The organism is Staphylococcus sp. GDY8P85P, assembly GCF_017892405.1.
GTDB classification, from domain to species: Bacteria; Bacillota; Bacilli; order Staphylococcales; family Staphylococcaceae; genus Staphylococcus; species Staphylococcus borealis.
This window is the reverse complement of the sequence record NZ_JAESLA010000015.1, coordinates 14,929-34,807: the sequence shown is the minus strand read 5'-3', so window position 1 is coordinate 34,807 and position 19,879 is coordinate 14,929. Positions and strand designations below refer to the sequence as shown.

Annotated in this window: 20 protein-coding genes; 19 read left to right on the top strand and 1 reads right to left on the bottom strand. The window is 32.7% G+C overall.

Features of this window, described 5'->3' with window-relative positions; translation table 11 throughout:
• Nucleotides 1–207 precede the first annotated feature (207 nt).
• The 19 genes from lepA to recO all read left to right on the top strand — a co-directional run bounded on the left by lepA (nt 208) and on the right by recO (nt 18,249).
• Nucleotides 208–2,031 carry a translation elongation factor 4 gene (gene lepA, locus KA828_RS03575; protein ID WP_070854947.1) on the top strand — a complete coding sequence of 608 codons (1,824 nt, stop codon included), beginning with the start codon at nt 208–210 and terminating at the stop codon, nt 2,029–2,031.
• Between the two features lie 132 nt (nt 2,032–2,163).
• On the top strand, nt 2,164–3,285 hold the full coding sequence (hemW, locus tag KA828_RS03570) for a radical SAM family heme chaperone HemW (protein ID WP_210125420.1): 1,122 nt from the start codon (nt 2,164–2,166) through the stop codon (nt 3,283–3,285).
• Nucleotides 3,286–3,386: 101 nt separating this feature from the next.
• The gene (gene hrcA, locus KA828_RS03565; protein ID WP_075108699.1) at nt 3,387–4,364 is read left to right on the top strand and encodes a heat-inducible transcriptional repressor HrcA; all 978 of its coding nucleotides are present in this window, start codon (nt 3,387–3,389) and stop codon (nt 4,362–4,364) included.
• Between the two features lie 31 nt (nt 4,365–4,395).
• Entirely contained in the window at nt 4,396–5,022 is a 627-nt protein-coding gene (grpE, locus tag KA828_RS03560) for a nucleotide exchange factor GrpE (protein WP_210125419.1), read from the top strand.
• 51 nt (nt 5,023–5,073) lie between these two features.
• Nucleotides 5,074–6,900 carry a molecular chaperone DnaK gene (dnaK, locus tag KA828_RS03555; RefSeq protein ID WP_210125418.1) on the top strand — a complete coding sequence of 609 codons (1,827 nt, stop codon included), beginning with the start codon at nt 5,074–5,076 and terminating at the stop codon, nt 6,898–6,900.
• 151 nt (nt 6,901–7,051) lie between these two features.
• On the top strand, nt 7,052–8,185 hold the full coding sequence (gene dnaJ, locus KA828_RS03550; RefSeq protein ID WP_107629545.1) for a molecular chaperone DnaJ: 1,134 nt from the start codon (nt 7,052–7,054) through the stop codon (nt 8,183–8,185).
• A 4-nt stretch (nt 8,186–8,189) separates the two neighbouring features.
• Nucleotides 8,190–9,128 carry a 50S ribosomal protein L11 methyltransferase gene (gene prmA / locus KA828_RS03545; protein WP_210125417.1) on the top strand — a complete coding sequence of 313 codons (939 nt, stop codon included), beginning with the start codon at nt 8,190–8,192 and terminating at the stop codon, nt 9,126–9,128.
• A gap of 1 nt (nt 9,129) precedes the next feature.
• On the top strand, nt 9,130–9,882 hold the full coding sequence (locus KA828_RS03540) for a 16S rRNA (uracil(1498)-N(3))-methyltransferase (protein WP_053029525.1): 753 nt from the start codon (nt 9,130–9,132) through the stop codon (nt 9,880–9,882).
• A 5-nt stretch (nt 9,883–9,887) separates the two neighbouring features.
• Nucleotides 9,888–11,234 (top strand): tRNA (N(6)-L-threonylcarbamoyladenosine(37)-C(2))-methylthiotransferase MtaB, encoded by a 1,347-nt coding sequence (gene mtaB, locus KA828_RS03535; protein WP_210125416.1) that lies wholly within the window; start codon nt 9,888–9,890, stop codon nt 11,232–11,234.
• 129 nt (nt 11,235–11,363) lie between these two features.
• Nucleotides 11,364–11,540, top strand: a complete 177-nt coding sequence (rpsU, locus tag KA828_RS03530) for a 30S ribosomal protein S21 (protein ID WP_000048060.1) — start codon at nt 11,364–11,366, stop codon at nt 11,538–11,540.
• A 196-nt stretch (nt 11,541–11,736) separates the two neighbouring features.
• Nucleotides 11,737–12,408 carry an NfeD family protein gene (locus tag KA828_RS03525; RefSeq protein WP_481906423.1) on the top strand — a complete coding sequence of 224 codons (672 nt, stop codon included), beginning with the start codon at nt 11,737–11,739 and terminating at the stop codon, nt 12,406–12,408.
• 12 nt (nt 12,409–12,420) lie between these two features.
• Nucleotides 12,421–13,407: a flotillin-like protein FloA gene (gene floA, locus KA828_RS03520; RefSeq protein WP_053029522.1), complete on the top strand. Its 987-nt coding sequence runs from the start codon at nt 12,421–12,423 to the stop codon at nt 13,405–13,407.
• Between the two features lie 18 nt (nt 13,408–13,425).
• Entirely contained in the window at nt 13,426–14,115 is a 690-nt protein-coding gene (locus KA828_RS03515; RefSeq protein WP_075108705.1) for a hypothetical protein, read from the top strand.
• Nucleotides 14,116–14,393: 278 nt separating this feature from the next.
• On the top strand, nt 14,394–15,341 hold the full coding sequence (locus KA828_RS03510; protein ID WP_193839281.1) for a PhoH family protein: 948 nt from the start codon (nt 14,394–14,396) through the stop codon (nt 15,339–15,341).
• Nucleotides 15,342–15,803, top strand: coding sequence for an rRNA maturation RNase YbeY (ybeY, locus tag KA828_RS03505; protein ID WP_210125414.1), 462 nt, complete (start codon nt 15,342–15,344; stop codon nt 15,801–15,803).
• Nucleotides 15,799–16,143, top strand: a complete 345-nt coding sequence (locus KA828_RS03500; protein ID WP_210125433.1) for a diacylglycerol kinase family protein — start codon at nt 15,799–15,801, stop codon at nt 16,141–16,143. Before ybeY ends, KA828_RS03500 begins: the two co-directional genes overlap by 5 nt.
• A 19-nt stretch (nt 16,144–16,162) precedes the next feature.
• Complete coding sequence (cdd, locus tag KA828_RS03495; RefSeq protein WP_070854955.1) at nt 16,163–16,567, top strand: cytidine deaminase; 405 nt, start codon at nt 16,163–16,165, stop codon at nt 16,565–16,567.
• A complete protein-coding gene (gene era, locus KA828_RS03490) occupies nt 16,568–17,467 on the top strand; it encodes a GTPase Era (RefSeq protein ID WP_210125413.1) in 900 nt (299 codons plus the stop codon).
• Between the two features lie 29 nt (nt 17,468–17,496).
• On the top strand, nt 17,497–18,249 hold the full coding sequence (recO, locus tag KA828_RS03485; protein WP_075108708.1) for a DNA repair protein RecO: 753 nt from the start codon (nt 17,497–17,499) through the stop codon (nt 18,247–18,249).
• Between the two features lie 78 nt (nt 18,250–18,327).
• Here the strand turns inward: recO and KA828_RS03480 are convergent, their stop codons facing one another.
• Complete coding sequence (locus KA828_RS03480; RefSeq protein ID WP_210125412.1) at nt 18,328–19,719, bottom strand: glycine--tRNA ligase; 1,392 nt, start codon at nt 19,717–19,719, stop codon at nt 18,328–18,330.
• Nucleotides 19,720–19,879 lie beyond the last annotated feature (160 nt).

Here is a 19,879-nt window from a genome sequence, read left to right as displayed (position 1 = left end):
AAATCATAATTACTGTTGGAATGCGCACTTTAACACTTTATAATTAGGATATATTCTATAATTATATACGAATAACGCAAGTGATTTTATAATCACGTTTTAACATTTAATAGTAAGGATACGTTTGCAATTAATCATTAAAAACGATATCATATCAAAGATGTATACATATACGGGCTAATTTTATGAAAGCGAGAATGATAGGCTATGGATATGCAAGAACGCTATAACAGAAGAGAAAATATACGAAATTTTTCTATTATTGCTCATATTGATCATGGTAAATCAACATTAGCAGATAGAATATTAGAAAATACTAAATCTGTAGAAACAAGAGAAATGCAAGATCAATTATTAGATTCAATGGATCTTGAAAGAGAACGTGGTATTACAATCAAATTAAATGCCGTACGATTAAAATATGAAGCTAGTGATGGACAAACTTATACTTTCCATTTAATTGATACACCTGGACACGTAGACTTTTCATATGAGGTCTCTAGATCCTTAGCTGCATGTGAAGGTGCAATTTTAGTAGTAGATGCAGCACAAGGTATTGAAGCACAAACATTGGCAAATGTGTATCTAGCACTTGATAACGATTTAGAATTATTACCAGTCGTTAACAAAATCGATCTCCCTGCTGCTGAACCTGAAAGGGTTAAACAAGAATTAGAAGATGTGATTGGTTTAGATCAAGATGATGTCGTACTTGCTAGTGCTAAATCAAATATCGGTATCGAAGATATTTTAGAGAAAATTGTAGAAGTAGTGCCACCACCTGAAGGTGATCCTAGTGCCCCGTTAAAAGCTTTAATTTTCGATTCAGAATATGATCCTTATAGAGGCGTTATTTCATCAATTCGCGTGATGGAGGGCGTTGTTAAAGCTGGAGATAGAATTAAAATGATGGCAACAGGTAAAGAATTTGAAGTTAGTGAGGTAGGTATTAATACACCTAAACAATTACCTATTGAAGAACTAACTGTAGGTGATGTTGGTTATATTATTGCAAGTATTAAAAATGTCGATGATTCACGTGTAGGTGATACGATAACACATGCAAACAGACCAGCTGAAGCACCGCTAAAAGGATATAAAAAAATGAACCCAATGGTTTATTGCGGTTTGTTCCCAATTGAAAATAAAGACTATAATGATTTAAGAGAAGCTCTTGAAAAGTTACAATTAAATGATGCGTCATTAGAGTTTGAACCAGAATCTTCTCAAGCACTTGGTTTTGGTTTTAGAACTGGATTTTTAGGCATGCTTCACATGGAAATCATTCAAGAGCGTATTGAAAGAGAATTTGGCATTGAATTAATTGCTACTGCGCCATCAGTTATTTATCAATGTGTAATGAAAGATGGTTCAGAAGTCACAGTAGATAATCCCGCACAAATGCCAGAAAGAGACAAAATTGATGCGATTTATGAACCTTATGTGAAAGCAACCATGATGGTTCCAAATGACTATGTAGGAGCAGTAATGGAATTGTGTCAACGTAAACGTGGTCAATTTATTAATATGGATTATTTAGATGATATTCGAGTGAATATCGTTTATGAAATACCACTTTCTGAAGTTGTTTTTGATTTCTTTGATCAACTTAAATCTAATACTAAAGGATACGCTTCGTTTGATTATGAGTTTATTGAAAATAAAGAAAGTAATTTAGTGAAGATGGATATTTTATTAAATGGTGATAAAGTAGATGCATTAAGCTTTATCGTTCATAAAGATTTTGCTTATGAACGAGGCAAAGCATTAGTTGAAAAATTAAAAACGCTTATTCCGCGTCAACAATTTGAAGTTCCAGTCCAAGCTGCAATTGGACAAAAAATCGTTGCAAGAACTAATATTAAATCAATGGGTAAAAATGTTTTATCTAAATGTTATGGTGGGGATATTAGTCGTAAGCGTAAATTACTTGAAAAACAAAAAGCAGGTAAAGCGAAAATGAAAGCAGTTGGTAGTGTTGAAATTCCACAAGATGCATTCCTAGCTGTACTAAAAATGGATGATGAATAGAACATAAAAGAGGTCGAGACGAATATAAATTGGTAGATACCATAACAATAATGAATATTATTGATAAAGAAACTACTAACTTATATTACTAAGTCTCAATCTCTTTTTTTAAGTTATAGAAGGGGTGTAACATTGGAAGTTAAAAGTGCGTATATACACATACCTTTTTGTGTCAGAATTTGTACTTATTGTGATTTTAATAAATATTATATTGATAAACAGCCAGTAGATGAATATTTATCCGCATTAATAAAAGAAATGTCGTTTAGTAAAACAAAACAACTTGAGACAATGTACGTTGGAGGAGGTACGCCAACAGCACTGAATGACATGCAACTTGAAAGATTATTACAAGCTATTACTTCAACTTTTTCAATCAATGGAGAGTTCAGTTTTGAAGCAAATCCAGATGAACTAACTTTTAATAAAGTAAAGTTACTTAAACAATATGGTGTTAATCGTATTTCAATGGGTGTTCAAACATTTAAACCAGAGCTATTAAAAATATTAGGCCGAACACATCATGCTCAAGATATCTACAATGCAGTAAATAATGCTAGGAAAGCTGGTATCAACTCTATAAGCCTTGATTTAATGTATCATTTACCTGAACAAACGATAGAGGATTTTGCAGACAGTTTAAATCAAGCAATCAATATGGATATTGACCATATTTCAAGTTACGGTTTAATACTTGAACCTAAGACACAGTTTTATAATATGTATCGAAAAGGGAAACTAAAATTACCAAATGAAGATTTAGGTGCTGAAATGTACCAATATCTAATGAAAGCATTAAGTCAAACTGACTTTAAGCAATATGAAATTTCTAACTTTGCTAAAACGAATCATGAATCTGAACATAATAAAGTGTATTGGTTAAACGAAGAATATTACGGTTTTGGAGCAGGTGCAAGTGGATACGTTGAAGGCGAACGCTATACAAATTTAAATCCGGTTCAACATTATATAAATGCAATTAATGATGGCAAACGGCCTATACTAACTTCTAATCGACCAACCTTGAATGAAAAGATGGAAGAAGAAATGTTTTTAGGTCTGAGAATGAATCAAGGTGTAAATCGCGAACGTTTCGAGTTGAAATTTGGTCAATCACTTGATGCAATATTTGGAGAAACGGTTAAAGATTTAAAATCAAGACAACTTCTAATTGAAACGAATGGAAATATCTCACTTACCCCAAGAGGAAAGGTTATAGGAAACGAAGTATTTGAGGCTTTCTTACTAAACTAATAAAAAATTAAAAAAGTAAGGCTTTAACGTTGACTTACTTTGACCAATTTGATAAATTATAATTAGCACTTAGGACAAAAGAGTGCTAATGAGGTGAAAACATGATTACACAAAGACAATTAAGCATTTTAAATGCAATTGTTGAAGATTATGTTGATTTAGGACAACCTATAGGTTCTAAAGCTTTAATTGATAGACATCATTTAGATGTCAGTCCTGCAACAATAAGGAATGAGATGAAGCAACTTGAAGATTTGAACTTTTTAGAGAAGACGCATTCTTCTTCAGGGCGTTCACCTTCCGAAGAAGGGTTTAGACTTTATGTCGATCAATTGTTAAAACAAACCTCTCGTCAAAACAAAAATAAAATACAACGTTTAAATCAACTATTGATTGAGAATCACTATGATATTTCTTCAGCATTAAGTTACTTTGCAAATGAGTTATCAATGAAATCTCATTATGCAACATTAGTTGTTCGTCCAAAACATAGTGAAGAAATGATTAATAATGTTCATTTAATTAAGGCAAATGATTCAATCATGATTTTAGTAATTATTTATAATTCTGGTCATGTTGAGCATTTTCACTTGAATTCTTCACTTGAGTTATCATCCGATAGATTAATCGCCATTTCTAATTTTATTAGTAATAATAATATAGAAATAAGCGCTAAACTATCAGATAAAATTCGTTCTTTCGCCAACTCAAATGAAGAAAATCAATTTATTAATGACATTGTTAAGATGATAAATTCTCATATTAGCAAACAAAGTAATAGCATTTTCTTAGGTGGAAAGGTTAAACTAATTGATGCGTTAAATGAATCTAATGTTTCGTCAATTCAACCAATTTTGCAATATCTAGAATCTGAAAGAATCACTGAATTACTACAGACAATTTCAACTAATGATATTAACGTTAAGATTGGAAAAGAGATTGATGAAAGCCTTAGTGATATATCGATTGTAACGAGTCAATATCACTTCGACAATTCATTGAAAGGTCAAATTGCGGTTATTGGACCTACAGCAATGCGTTATCAGAATGTGATTCAATTACTTAACCAAATATGGTGATTTTAATTGTAATTATATTGGAGGGTAAAAAATGACAGAAAAAGATGAATCAGTAAAAAGTAATTCTGAATATACTGAAGAACAAGAAGTAAAGAACGAAGAAACATCAACAGTTGAAAATGTTGAAGATACTACTTCTGATAGTGATAATTCATCTAACGACAGTTCGAACGAAGATAGTTCTGAAGAAACTGCAGTTGATCCTAAAGATGAAGAAATTCAGCAATTACAATTAAAAGCTAATGAAAGTGAAGAAAAATATTTAAGATTATACGCTGAATTCGAAAATTATAAAAGACGAATTCAGAAAGAAAATGAAACAAATAAAACTTATCAATCTCAACGTGTTTTAACGGATATTTTACCAACGATTGATAATATTGAACGCGCACTACAAATTGAAGGTGATGATGAATCATTTAAATCACTTCAAAAAGGTGTTCAAATGGTACACGAAAGTTTACTAAGAGCACTTAAAGATAATGGTTTAGAAGAAATTGAAACAGAAGGTCAAGCTTTTGATCCTAACTTCCACCAAGCAGTAGTTCAAGATGATAATCCAGATTTCAAATCTGGTGATATTACTCAAGAATTACAAAAAGGTTATAAGTTAAAAGATAGAGTATTAAGACCATCAATGGTAAAAGTAAATCAATAAATTGACGAAAATACCATTTATTAAAATTTTTAAAATTGGAGGAATTTTATTATGAGTAAAGTAATCGGTATTGACTTAGGTACAACAAATTCATGTGTAGCTGTATTAGAAGGCGATGAACCAAAAGTAATTCAAAACCCAGAAGGTGCTAGAACAACACCATCAGTTGTAGCATTTAAAAATGGTGAAACACAAGTTGGTGAAGTAGCAAAACGTCAAGCTATCACTAATCCAAATACTGTTCAATCAATTAAACGTCATATGGGTACTGACTATAAAGTAGATATTGAAGGTAAATCTTATACACCTCAAGAAATTTCAGCTATGGTATTACAAAACCTTAAAAACACTGCTGAAAGTTATTTAGGAGATAAAGTAGATAAAGCTGTTATTACAGTTCCTGCATATTTCAATGATGCTGAACGTCAAGCAACTAAAGATGCTGGTAAAATTGCTGGTTTAGAAGTTGAACGTATTATTAACGAACCTACTGCTGCAGCATTAGCATATGGTTTAGATAAAACTGATCAAGACCAAAAAGTATTAGTATTCGACTTAGGTGGCGGTACGTTTGACGTATCTATCCTTGAATTAGGTGACGGTGTATTCGAAGTACTATCAACTGCTGGTGATAATAAACTTGGCGGTGATGACTTTGACCAAGTAATTATTGACTACCTAGTGTCTGAATTCAAAAAAGAAAATGGCGTAGATTTATCTCAAGATAAAATGGCATTGCAACGTTTGAAAGACGCTGCTGAAAAAGCTAAAAAAGACTTATCTGGCGTTTCACAAACTCAAATTTCATTACCATTTATTTCAGCTGGTGAAAGTGGTCCATTACATTTAGAAATTAGTCTTACTCGTTCTAAATTTGAAGAATTAGCTGATTCATTAATCAGAAGAACTATGGAACCAACTCGTCAAGCATTAAAAGACGCTGGTTTATCAACTTCTGAAATTGATGAAGTTATTCTTGTTGGTGGTTCAACACGTATTCCAGCAGTTCAAGAAGCTGTTAAAAAAGAAATCGGTAAAGATCCTCATAAAGGTGTAAACCCAGACGAAGTTGTAGCAATGGGTGCTGCAATTCAAGGTGGCGTTATCACTGGTGATGTTAAAGATGTTGTATTATTAGACGTAACACCATTATCATTAGGTATTGAAATTATGGGTGGACGTATGAATACGTTAATTGAACGTAATACTACAATCCCAACTTCAAAATCTCAAGTTTATTCAACTGCAGCTGATAACCAACCAGCAGTAGATATTCACGTATTACAAGGTGAACGTCCAATGGCAGCTGATAACAAAACATTAGGAAGATTCCAATTAACTGATATTCCACCAGCTCCACGTGGTGTTCCACAAATCGAAGTAACATTTGATATTGATAAAAATGGTATCGTAAATGTTACTGCGAAAGACTTAGGTACTAATAAAGAACAAAATATTACTATTCAATCAAGCTCTGCGCTTTCTGATGAAGAAATCGATCGTATGGTTAAAGATGCCGAAGAAAACGCTGAAGCAGATAAAAAACGTCGTGAAGAAGTAGATTTAAGAAATGAAGCAGATAGCTTAGTATTCCAAGTTGAAAAAACAATTACTGACCTTGGCGACAATATTAGTGAAGAAGATAAATCTAATGCGGAAAGCAAAAAAGATGCTTTAAAATCTGCGCTTGAAGGACAAGACATCGAAGATATTAAAGCGAAAAAAGAAGAACTTGAAAAAGTAATTCAAGATTTATCAGCAAAAGTATATCAACAAGCTCAGCAACAAGCACAAGATGGTGCTCAACAAACTCAAAACGATAGTAATGTTGAAGATGCTGAATTTAAAGAAGTTAAAGATGATGAAGATAAAAAATAATTGCTAAGCGTTTATAGTGTATGCTTATATTAGCAAACTATTATGAATGTGAGCCAAAAAGTCAAAGTCAATTGAACATTGGCTTTGACTTTTTCTTTTATAACTTCGTTCTTTTAAACATATTAAATAATTAAGTTAAGGAGAGATGGTCGTGGCTAAAAGAGACTATTATGAAGTCTTAGGTGTAAGTAAAAGCGCATCTAAAGATGAAATCAAAAAAGCATATCGCAAATTATCAAAAAAATATCACCCTGATATCAATAAAGAAGAGGGTGCAGATGAAAAATTCAAAGAGATTTCAGAAGCTTACGAAGTTCTAAGCGACGATAATAAAAGAGCAAATTATGACCAATTTGGCCATGATGGACCTCAAGGTGGTTTTGGTGGCCAAGGATTTAGCGGCCAAGACTTTAGTGGATTTGGCGGAGGTGGATTTGAAGACATCTTCAGCTCATTCTTTGGTGGTTCACGTCAAAGAGATCCTAATGCACCTAGAAAAGGTGACGATTTACAATATACGATGACTCTAGAATTTGAAGAAGCTGTCTTCGGAACTAAGAAAGAAATCTCAATTCGTAAAGATGTGACATGCCATACATGTAATGGTGATGGTGCTAAACCAGGTACTAGTAAAAAAACATGTAGTTATTGTAACGGCGCAGGTCACGTATCAGTAGAACAAAATACAATTTTAGGCCGTGTACGCACGCAACAAACATGTCCAAAATGTGATGGAACAGGTCAAGAATTCGAAGAACCATGTCCAACTTGTCATGGTAAAGGTACCGAAAATAAAACAGTTAAATTAGAAGTAACTGTACCTGAAGGTGTAGATAATGACCAACAAATTAGACTTGCCGGTGAAGGAACACCAGGAGAAAACGGTGGACCTCATGGTGACTTATATGTCGTATTTAGAGTAAAACCGTCTGACAAATTTGAACGTGATGGTGACGATCTTTATTACAAACTTAATGTTAGTTTCCCACAAGCAGCACTTGGTGATGAAATAAAAGTTCCTACACTTAACGGAAACGTAATGTTAACTATTCCTTCTGGCACTCAAACTGGTAAGCAATTCCGCTTAAAAGATAAAGGTGTTAAAAATGTTCATGGATATGGTCATGGTGATTTATTTGTTAATATTAAAGTAGTTACACCTACAAAATTAACAGATAGACAAAAAGAAATTATGAGAGAGTTTGCTGAATTAAATGGTGAGTCAATTGAAGAACAACCATCTAATTTTAAAGATAGAGCACGCAAATTCTTTAAAGGAGAATAACTAAATGAACTGGACAGAACTTTCGATTGTTGTAAACCATGAAGTTGAACCTTTAGTTACTGATATATTAGAAAATTATGGATCAAACGGCGTTGTAATTGAAGATTCTAATGATTTAATTAATCAGCCTGCCGATAAATTCGGTGAAATATATGAACTGAAACAAGAAGATTATCCTGAAAAAGGTGTTCGATTAAAGGCTTATTTCAACGAATTAAAGTTTGATGAATCTCTAAGAAATAAAATTGAAACAGATGTTACAAAACTTGAAAATATTGATTCATCTGTATTGGATTTTTCTGAGAAAACAATAGCTAAAGTAGATTGGGAAAATGAATGGAAAAATTATTTCCATCCCTTTAGAGCATCAGAAAAATTCACAATTGTTCCAAGTTGGGAACAATACACTAAAGAAGATACTTCTGAAATGTGTATTGAATTAGACCCAGGCATGGCATTTGGAACTGGAGATCATCCAACAACAAGCATGTGTCTTAAAGCAATTGAAACCTACGTTAAACCAGAGCATTCCGTTATTGATGTTGGAACAGGTTCAGGTATTTTAAGTATTGCCAGTCACTTACTTGGAGTAAAACGGATTAAAGCTCTGGATATTGATGAGTTAGCTGTTAACGTTGCTAAAGAAAACTTTGCTAAAAATCATTGTGAAGATGCAATTGAAGCTGTACCAGGAAACTTATTAAAAAATGAAACAGAAAAATTTGATATTGTTATTGCAAACATTTTAGCTCATATTATTGAAGATATGATTGAAGATGCTTATAATACTCTAAATGAAGATGGTTATTTTATAACATCAGGAATTATAGAGGAAAAGCATGAACTAATATTAAATCAAATGGAAGATGTAGGATTTGATATTATATCAGTAAATCATGACAATGGTTGGGTATGCATTGTAGGTCAGAAAGTGAGTGAATAATTTGCAAAGATACTTTATCGATCAAAACGCTGATGACAGTCAGCGTTTTTTTATAACAAATAAGGAAGATATACATCATATTACTAATGTGATGAGAAATACAGTTGGTAACCAGATTATTGTAACGTTTAAAGATAAAACCGTGTTTAAATCGGAAATCATTACTGTTGAGAATGAATCAATTGAAATTAAATTGATTGAGCACATTGATATCAATTCAGAGTTACCTGTACAAGTTACTATATGTAGTGGCTTAATCAAAGCAGACAAATATGAATGGTTAATTCAAAAAGCAACAGAATTAGGTGCTGATAGTTTCATAGCTGTAGAAATGGACAGATCTGTAGTCAAACTTAATTCAAATAAAGTTCAAAAAAAATTAGAACGTTGGCAAAAGATAATTAAAGAAGCAGCCGAACAAAGCTACCGTTTAATTATTCCTAAAATCAATTTTAAGTCGAATTTAAATGAAATTTGTGATACTATAAATCATTATGACTATATTTTGTTAGCATATGAAGATGAAGCAAAACGTGGTGAAGTTAGTCTTTTTAAAGAAACCTTGAAAAAATTTAAGACTAACGATCGTATTTTATTAATATTTGGTCCTGAAGGTGGCTTTTCAGAGAAAGAAATCTCTCTGCTTAAAGAAACGAGTGTTAATGTTGGTTTAGGACCTCGAATTTTACGGGCAGAAACGGCGCCACTTTATGCTTTAAGTGCTATCAGTTATGAAAATGAATTAATGGGGTGAATATTATGTCAACAGTTGCGTTTCACACATTAGGTTGCAAAGTAAACCATTATGAAACTGAAGCAATTTGGCAATTATTTAAAGACGCTGATTACGATAGAGTTGATTTTGAAACGAATGCAGACGTCTTCGTAATCAACACTTGTACAGTAACAAATACTGGAGATAAAAAAAGTAGACAAATCATTAGAAGAGCAATTCGACAAAATCCAGACGCAGTAGTATGTGTTACAGGGTGTTATGCGCAAACATCTTCTGCAGAAATTATGGAAATTCCTGGCGTAGACGTAGTGGTAGGTACGCAAGATAGACACAAATTATTAGACTACATCCAACAATTTAGAGAAGAACGCCAACCAATTAATGGTGTTGGTAATATTATGAAAAATCGTACATATGAAGAATTAGATGTACCTTATTTTACAGATAGAACAAGAGCTTCACTAAAGATCCAAGAAGGGTGCAATAATTTCTGTACATTTTGTATCATACCATGGGCTCGTGGATTAATGCGTTCACGTGATCCTGAAAAAGTGGTTGAACAAGCTACACAATTAGTTAATGCCGGCTATAAAGAAATTGTTTTAACTGGAATTCATACTGGTGGTTATGGTCAAGATTTAAAAGATTATAATTTAGCACAGTTACTTCGTGATTTAGAAGAAATTGATGGTCTTGAACGAATTAGAATTTCATCTATTGAAGCTAGCCAATTAACTGATGAAGTTATTGATGTTTTAAAACGTTCAAATAAAGTTGTTAGACATTTACATGTTCCATTACAATCCGGTTCTGATACTGTATTAAAACGAATGAGACGTAAATATACTATGGAACATTTTTCAGAGAGAATCACAAAATTACATGATGCGTTACCAGATTTAGCTGTTACAAGTGATGTGATTGTAGGATTCCCAGGAGAAACAGAAGAGGAATTCCAAGAAACTTATGACTTTATTGTTAAACATAAATTCTCTGAATTACACGTTTTTCCATATTCAGCTAGAATTGGTACGCCTGCTGCGCGTATGGATGATCAAATTGACGAATCTATCAAAAATGACCGTGTGCACAAATTAATCGCGTTAAGTGATCAATTAGCTAAAGAATATGCATCTAAATTTGAAGACGAAGTTTTAGAAGTTATTCCTGAAGAAGCTGGCGAAGTAGAAGGCACATTAGTTGGTTATGCTGACAACTATATGAAAGTTCAATTTGAGGGTAATGATTCTTTAATCGGACAAATTGTAAAAGTAAAAATCATTAAAGCTGATTATCCTATTAATACAGGTAAAGTTGTTAGAATTGTAGAACACGCAACAAACAAGTCTGAAGAAGGCGTATTATTATAATTTTTAAAAATTATAATAATTTGGAATTGACCATAATAAATTCATATATTATACTAAGTAAAGCATAGTTGTATATTACTATGTATTGACTTTAAAGTTCCGTTGATATTTGGAGGGAGGGAAATACAGATGTCTAAAACAGTAGTACGTAAAAATGAATCACTTGAAGATGCATTACGTAGATTTAAACGTTCAGTATCTAAAAGTGGTACTATCCAAGAAGTACGTAAACGTGAATTTTACGAAAAACCAAGCGTAAAACGTAAAAAGAAATCAGAAGCTGCACGTAAACGTAAATTCAAATAATTAATAACTCTGTTGACTCCCTCAACAAGAATATTAATTATATATATGCTCTCGATTAGTTAAACTAGTCGAGAGTTTTTTTATATTAAAGCGTCTACTATCACTATTATAACTAAGTGTATTCATGTATAATCGGAATTGAGAGCGAGGTGAAATTGTGAACTATTTCAATGCGATACATACAGTTATCAATTCCATTTTAACTACTAATTATTTATTCAATAATCTATCTCAGATTGTAACGAGTCCATTAATATCACTTATATTAACGTGTATCATTTTTTTAGGCTTTTTATATCAATTGTATTCGAAGCGTATTAATTTTGCGGGAATTATCGCGATGCTTGCACTTTTAATTCTCTTCCTCGGCTTTTTAATTAACGGTGATGTTAATCTTATTTCTGTATTGCTATTCTTCGTTGGAGCAATACTCGTTATTATCGAATTATTTGTCATTGGCGCAGTCATAGGTATTATTGGCATATCATTGATTATACTTAGCATCATTATGTTAGGAGATAATATTCTTTTAATGCTATTAAATGTTGTGATTGCATCAATATTGGCAATTATTGAATGGGTGATATTAGTGAAATGGTTTAAAAGGAAAATTCCGTTTTTAGATAAAGTTGTGTTAAAAGATTCTACTAATTCAGAAGCAGGATATAGATCTCACGATGATCGTTCTCATTTAGTTGGTCAAACAGCTCGTACTGTGACAGATTTAAGACCTGCAGGAATTATAACGCTTGATAATGAAAGAATAGATGCCGTATCAGATGGCGCTTTCATTTTAAGAAATAAAGAAGTTAAAATTCTTGAGGTAGAAGGATCTAGAGTTGTTGTTAGAGAAATTGAAAACACATAAAGGAGTGGTTAAATGTTTGGATTAGGCATTATAGTGATTGCAGTTATCATAGTTATTGCATTATTAGTGCTATTCTCATTTGTTCCAGTAGGACTTTGGATATCTGCAATTGCTGCTGGAGTTAAAGTAGGTATTGGAACATTGGTAGGTATGAGATTACGTCGAGTATCTCCACGTAAGGTAATTGGTCCATTAATTAAAGCACATAAAGCTGGGTTAAACCTTACAACAAATCAATTAGAATCACATTATTTAGCGGGTGGTAATGTCGATAGAGTTGTCGATGCGAATATAGCTGCTCAACGTGCAGATATTAACTTACCATTCGAACGTGGTGCAGCGATTGACTTGGCTGGACGTGACGTATTAGAAGCTGTTCAAATGTCTGTTAATCCTAAAGTAATTGAAACACCGTTTATAACTGGTGTAGCAATGAATGGTATAGAAGTAAAAGCGAAAGCTAGAATTACAGTACGCGCCAACATCTCTCGTTTAGTTGGTGGTGCAGGAGAAGAAACAATCATTGCTCGTGTAGGTGAAGGTATTGTTTCTACTATTGGTTCTAGTGAGCATCATACACAAGTACTGGAGAACCCTGATAACATTTCTAAGACTGTCTTAAGTAAAGGGCTTGATTCAGGTACTGCGTTCGAAATTTTATCTATCGATATAGCTGACGTAGATATTGGTAAAAATATTGGTGCTGACTTACAAACTGAACAAGCACTTGCAGATAAGAATATTGCGCAAGCGAAAGCTGAAGAACGCCGTGCTATGGCCGTAGCTTCTGAACAAGAAATGAAAGCGCGTGTTCAAGAAATGCGTGCTAAAGTGGTTGAAGCTGAATCTGAAGTGCCACTTGCAATGGCAGAAGCTTTACGTGAAGGTAACATGGGTGTCAAAGATTACTACAATCTAAAAAATGTAGAAGCTGACACTGGCATGAGAAATGCGATAAATAAACGTACTGAACAAAATGAAGATGAATCACCAAAGTAAATGTTAAGGGGTGATTAGATGAATATTGGTATTATAATTTTTATAATATCCATTATTGTAACAGGTATTAGTGCGATGAGGGATAAGAGTCATGAGCAAAGAAAAAATCAGAGACCACCACAACATAAGCCAACAACGTCTGATAAAAAAGAGACGCAAGGAAAAGGTTTCTTTGAGCAAATAGAAGAAGCATTTAGTGAATTTGAAAAAGAATTTACTAATGATGATGAACCCTCTAAACAACAAAAGAAAACCGCACAACAAGAATCAAAACGTGTTTATCAAGATAAAGAACTTGAAAAAGAAATTATTGAGGAAAGTGTACCTGAAGAATTAGAGCGTTCTACTAGGCAACGTAATAGATTTGAAAAGGAAGCGCGCCAATCAACCAATACACGAGAGCGTACTAGAGATGTTAATCATCTCCAAAAAGAACTTGAAAAGCAACTCGTAGACGACTTATATAATGTACGCTCAGAAATTGATCGTGAAAAAGAAAAGCAACTTACAAGAATTGAAAATAAAGCAAGAGCGATTATTAATGATAAAAATTTATCTGAACGTACTAAACGTTATAGATTGAAGCAATTGTTAAATAGTAAGTTAATTGAACAAGATATGACACATCAAAAATTTCAATTCGATAATGATCCAGTCGTCAATGGTATTCTTTGGCAAGAAATTCTCAATAAACCTAAGCAATTATAATTAATATTTTAACCCGAAATTCATTTTCACATGATTTTCGGGTTCTTTTTCTAATAAATATTAAAAGCTTATACTACAATTTAATAAAAAAAGCACACTAAGCCAAATAAATTTGTATACTTTAACAGACTTTAGTAAAATTTAAATGAAAGTTAATTTACTAAAGTAACTTAAATCTTAGCTTTTTAAAGATTGATATATCATGTTTTATTTTTAAAACATAAGTGAACTAATATAATCTAAATATATACATTGTTTTAGTGAAAAGGAGCGCTTATATGCCAGGAATAATTCAAATAGACGACATTAATCATTCTCAAGCACTGTTAGGTAATAATGATGAACATATTAATGCGATTGAGGAAGCGTTTGATGTCGAAATACACGCTCGTGGCCAAGAAGTAGCAGTTAAAGGTCAAAAATTAGAGCTTGTAGAAAAATCAGAATTAGTTCTTAAAAATTTATTAAAAGTCATTGAAATGGGCAACACCATAACTTTAAAAGATGTTGAAGCTGCTATAAAAATGGCTGAAAATGATACTATACATCATCTCATTGATTTATATGATGAAGAGATTACAAAAGATGCTTTTGGAAAGACAATAAGAGCAAAAACGATGGGCCAAAGATTATACGTTAATGCTATGAAAAACAATGACCTAGTCTTTGGTATTGGGCCTGCAGGTACGGGTAAAACATTTTTAGCGGTGGTGTATGCGGCTAAACAACTTAGAAAAGGTGCGGTTAAACGTATTGTATTAACAAGACCTGCTGTAGAAGCTGGGGAGTCTCTAGGATTTTTACCTGGTGATTTAAAAGAAAAAGTAGATCCTTATTTGAGACCGCTTTATGATGGATTGAATACAGTATTGGGTAGAGAACAAACTGCACGATTTATCGAGAGAGGCACAATCGAAATTGCACCATTAGCCTATATGCGTGGCCGTACACTTGATGATGCTTTTGTCATTTTAGATGAAGCTCAAAATACAACACATGCGCAAATGAAAATGTTCTTAACACGATTAGGATTCGGCTCTAAAATGGTAGTTACAGGAGATCAAACTCAAATTGATTTACCTAAAGGCGTCAAAAGTGGATTAAAAGAAGCAGTCAAAAAATTACATGGGGTTAAAGGAATTAATATTATGCAATTAGATCAAAGTGATGTTGTAAGACACCCATTAGTAAGTAAAATAATTGATCGCTATGAAGGAGACATTTAAATGTTTACAATTGATTTTAATGATCATACAGACCTTGTAGAAGAAACTTGGTATCAACAAATTGATGACTTACTTAATTTTGCTAAAGAACAAGAACAAATCAAAGAAGACGCTGAGCTTTCTGTTACTTTTGTTGATAAGAGTGAAATTCAAGAAATCAATAAAACATATCGAGATAAAGATAAAGTAACTGATGTAATTTCGTTCGCACTTGAAGAAGATGAACCTGAAATTATTGGTTTAGACATGCCAAGGGTGCTTGGAGATATCATCATCTGTACAGATGTAGCTAAAGACCAAGCTGATTCATATGGCCATTCTTTTGAAAGAGAATTAGGTTTTCTAGCACTACATGGTTTTTTACATTTACTAGGTTATGATCATATGAACGAAGAAGATGAAAAAGAAATGTTTGGACGCCAAGAGACAATATTAAATGCATACGGATTGACTAGAGATTAAGCAATTAAGACGTTTCAAATATACGTTTGATGGGTTTAAGACACTTCTTCTAAAAGATCATAATTATTTACTACATATTGTAATTGCGATTATAACTATCATTTTAGGTTATATCTGCCAATTAAGTGCAACTGAATGGTTATTTATAATATTGGCTATCTTCTTAGTACTTACGATAGAAGCAGTTAATACTGCAATAGAATGTGTAGTTGATTTAGTCACAAGTGACTATCATGAACTTGCTAAACAAGCTAAAGATATTGCTGCGTTTAGTGTTATGTTAGCATCAATTTTCGCATTAATAACTGGATTAGTTATTTTTTTACCACATATTTTCTAATATTAAAGGGGATGTTTTGATGAGTTATCAATCACATTATTTTCAAGAGGCACGAGAAGCACAAAGTCGAGCATATGTGCCATATAGTCAATTTAAAGTAGGTGCTTATTTAAAGACTAAAGATGGTCGAACATTTTATGGTGCCAACGTCGAAAATGCAGCCTATCCTGCTACAATTTGTGCCGAACGTTCAAGTTTAGTAGCAGCCATATCTGAAGGTTATCGACCTGGTGACTTTGAATCAATAACTGTAACGGTTGATGCTGAAAAGCCATCATCACCTTGTGGAACATGTAGACAAGTTCTTAAAGAATTATGTGATGATGATATGCCAGTGTATATGACGAATCATAAAGGGGAATTACTTGAGTCAACTGTGGGCGAACTGTTACCACATGGCTTTTCAGGAAAGGATTTAGAATAGATGACAGAACATAAGTCAGGATTTGTATCAATTATAGGAAGACCCAATGTAGGTAAATCTACATTTATGAATAGAGTAATCGGACATAAAATTGCAATAATGTCTGATAAAGCTCAAACTACACGTAATAAAATCCAAGGTGTAATGACTCGAGACGATGCGCAAATCATCTTCTTAGATACACCTGGCATTCATAAACCTAAACACAAATTAGGTGATTATATGATGCGTGTTGCTAAAAATACATTATCTGAAATTGATGCAATCATGTTCATGGTTAATGTAAATGAAGAAATTGGGCGTGGCGATGAATATATCATGGAAATGCTAAAAAATGTTAAAACACCAGTTTTCTTAGTGCTAAATAAAATTGATTTAGTACACCCAGATGCTTTAATGCCTAAGATAGAGCAATATCAACAGTATATGGATTTCACTGAAATCGTGCCAATCTCCGCATTAGAAGGATTGAATGTCGATCACTTTATAGATGTACTGAAACATTATTTACCTGAAGGTCCAAAGTATTATCCGGACGATCAAATTTCAGATCACCCTGAACAGTTTGTTGTAAGTGAAATTGTACGTGAAAAGATTTTACATTTAACGAGTGAAGAAATTCCTCATGCAATCGGCGTTAATGTAGATAGAATGATTAAAGAAAGTGAAGAACGTGTCAGAGTAGAAGCTACTATTTTCGTTGAGAGAGATTCACAAAAAGGTATAGTCATCGGAAAGGGTGGCAAAAAATTAAAAGAAGTAGGTAAAAGAGCAAGACATGATATCGAAATGTTATTAGGCTCAAAAGTGTATTTAGAACTTTGGGTAAAAGTTCAGAAAGATTGGCGTAATAAAGTTAATTTCATCCGTCAAATGGGATATATTGAAGATCAAGATTAATGGATCGAAGTTAGAAGGGTCGTGATACTATGCTCGAAAAACAAAAGGGAATCATTATAAAGTCCGTAGATTATGGAGAATCTGATAAAATTATTACAATTTTAAACGAGCATGGTGCCAAAATACCATTGATGGTTAGACGAGCCAAAAAATCAAAAACAGGTTTACAAGCCCATACGCAACTCTTTGTGTATGGCTTATTTATTTATAATAAATGGAAAGGTATGGGGACTTTAAGTTCAGTAGATGTAATTAATCAATATTACGATTTACGGTTGGATATATTTAATAGTAGCTATGCAACATTGTGTGTTGAGGCCATTGAGCGTTCAATGGATAGCGATGACATTTCTCCATTCCACTATAAACTGTTACACTTTGTACTCGAAAAAATTTCATCTGGTAATTCAGCGCAACTTATGTCCATTATAGTAATGTTAAAATGTATGAATCGCTTCGGTTTTACAGCATTTTTTAATCATTCAGCTATTTCAGATAGTTATGATCAATCACAATTAGCTGCATATAGTTTTGTTTATGATGGAACAATTCTTGAATCAGAATTATATAAAGATCCACATGCTTTACGAATATCTAACAAAACATTATATTTATTAGATGTCTTACAAAAATTGCCTATAGATAAAATGAATCAATTTAATATTAGTCAAGGTATTCTGGATGAAATGTCGGAACTGCTTCTATTAATATACAAAGAATATGCAGGTATGTACTTTAAAGGTCAAAAGTTAATCAATCAATTGAAACGAATTGAATATTGATAAATCTTCCAATATAAACACAAAAAACCCACCTCAAAAAATGATTTGAGGTGGGTTTTGTACTTTATATAATTATAGTTAGAAAGCAACTTTTTCAGCTAAGAACGTTTCCAATTCAGAGATAGGCATACGTACTTGTTCCATAGAGTCACGGTCACGCACTGTTACTTGATTATCTTCTAATGAATCAAAGTCAAATGTAATACAATATGGCGTACCAATTTCATCTTGTCTACGGTAACGTTTACCAATTGATTGAGATTCATCGAAGTCTATTGCAAATTTAGAACTTAATTGTTCGAAGATTTTAATCGCATCTTCAGATAATTTTTTGCTTAATGGTAAAACTGCAGCTTTATATGGTGCAAGGGCAGGGTGGAAGTGCAATACTGTTCGTGAATCTTTACTTCCTTCAACGCCTTCTTCTTCATATGCGTCACATAAGAATGCTAATGTAACACGGTCTGCACCTAATGATGGTTCAATACAATATGGCACATATTTTTCATTTGTTTCAGGATCATGGTATTTGAAATCTTCGCCTGAATGTTCACTGTGTTTTTTCAAGTCAAAATCAGTACGGCTTGCGATACCCCATAATTCACCCCAACCAAATGGGAAGCGATATTCAATATCTGTAGTTGCGTTTGAATAGTGTGATAATTCTTCTTCATCATGATCACGTAGACGCATATTATTTTCGTTGATATTTAAATCTTTTAACCATTGGCTAGCAAATGTTTTCCAATAATTTTGCCATTCAATTTCTTCACCTGGTTTACAGAAGAATTCCAATTCCATTTGTTCAAATTCTCTAGTTCTGAAGATGAAGTTACCTGGTGTAATTTCATTACGGAATGATTTACCAATTTGACCAATACCAAATGGTAGTTTTTTACGCATAGAACGTTGAACGTTTTTGTAATTTACAAAAATACCTTGTGCAGTTTCAGGTCGTAAGAAAATTTCATTTGTAGAATCTTCGGTAACACCTTGGAATGTTTTGAACATAAGATTGAATTGACGAATATCTGTCCAATTAGCAGTGCCACTTACAGGACAAACGATACCTTCATCGTCAATAATACGTTTCATTTCATCAAAACTTAAACCATCGGCGATAAAGTTTTCATCACCTTTTTCTTTTTGCATGTAATCTTCAATTAACTTATCGGCACGATAACGGATTTTACTATCTTTATTATCAATCATAGGATCATTAAAGTTACCTAAATGTCCTGATGCTTCCCATGTTTTTGGGTTCATTAAAATCGCTGCATCAATACCTACGTTAAATGGTGATTGTGTGATGAACTTTTGCCACCATGCTTTTTTTACATTATTTTTTAATTCAACACCTAATGGGCCGTAATCCCACGTATTTGATAATCCACCATAAATATCACTACCAGGAAAAACAAATCCTCTGTGTTTTGCTAATGATACAATTGTTTCCATATCTTTAACCATATAATCTCTCCTTATTAAATACATAAAAACGCCCCAAGACAATAAATAAATGAAAATATCACATTTATCATTATCTTGGGACGAGTTAATTTATTTCACTATATCAATTAAATATAGTTGATAACTTAATAACCCGCGGTTCCACCCAAATTAGTGTAGC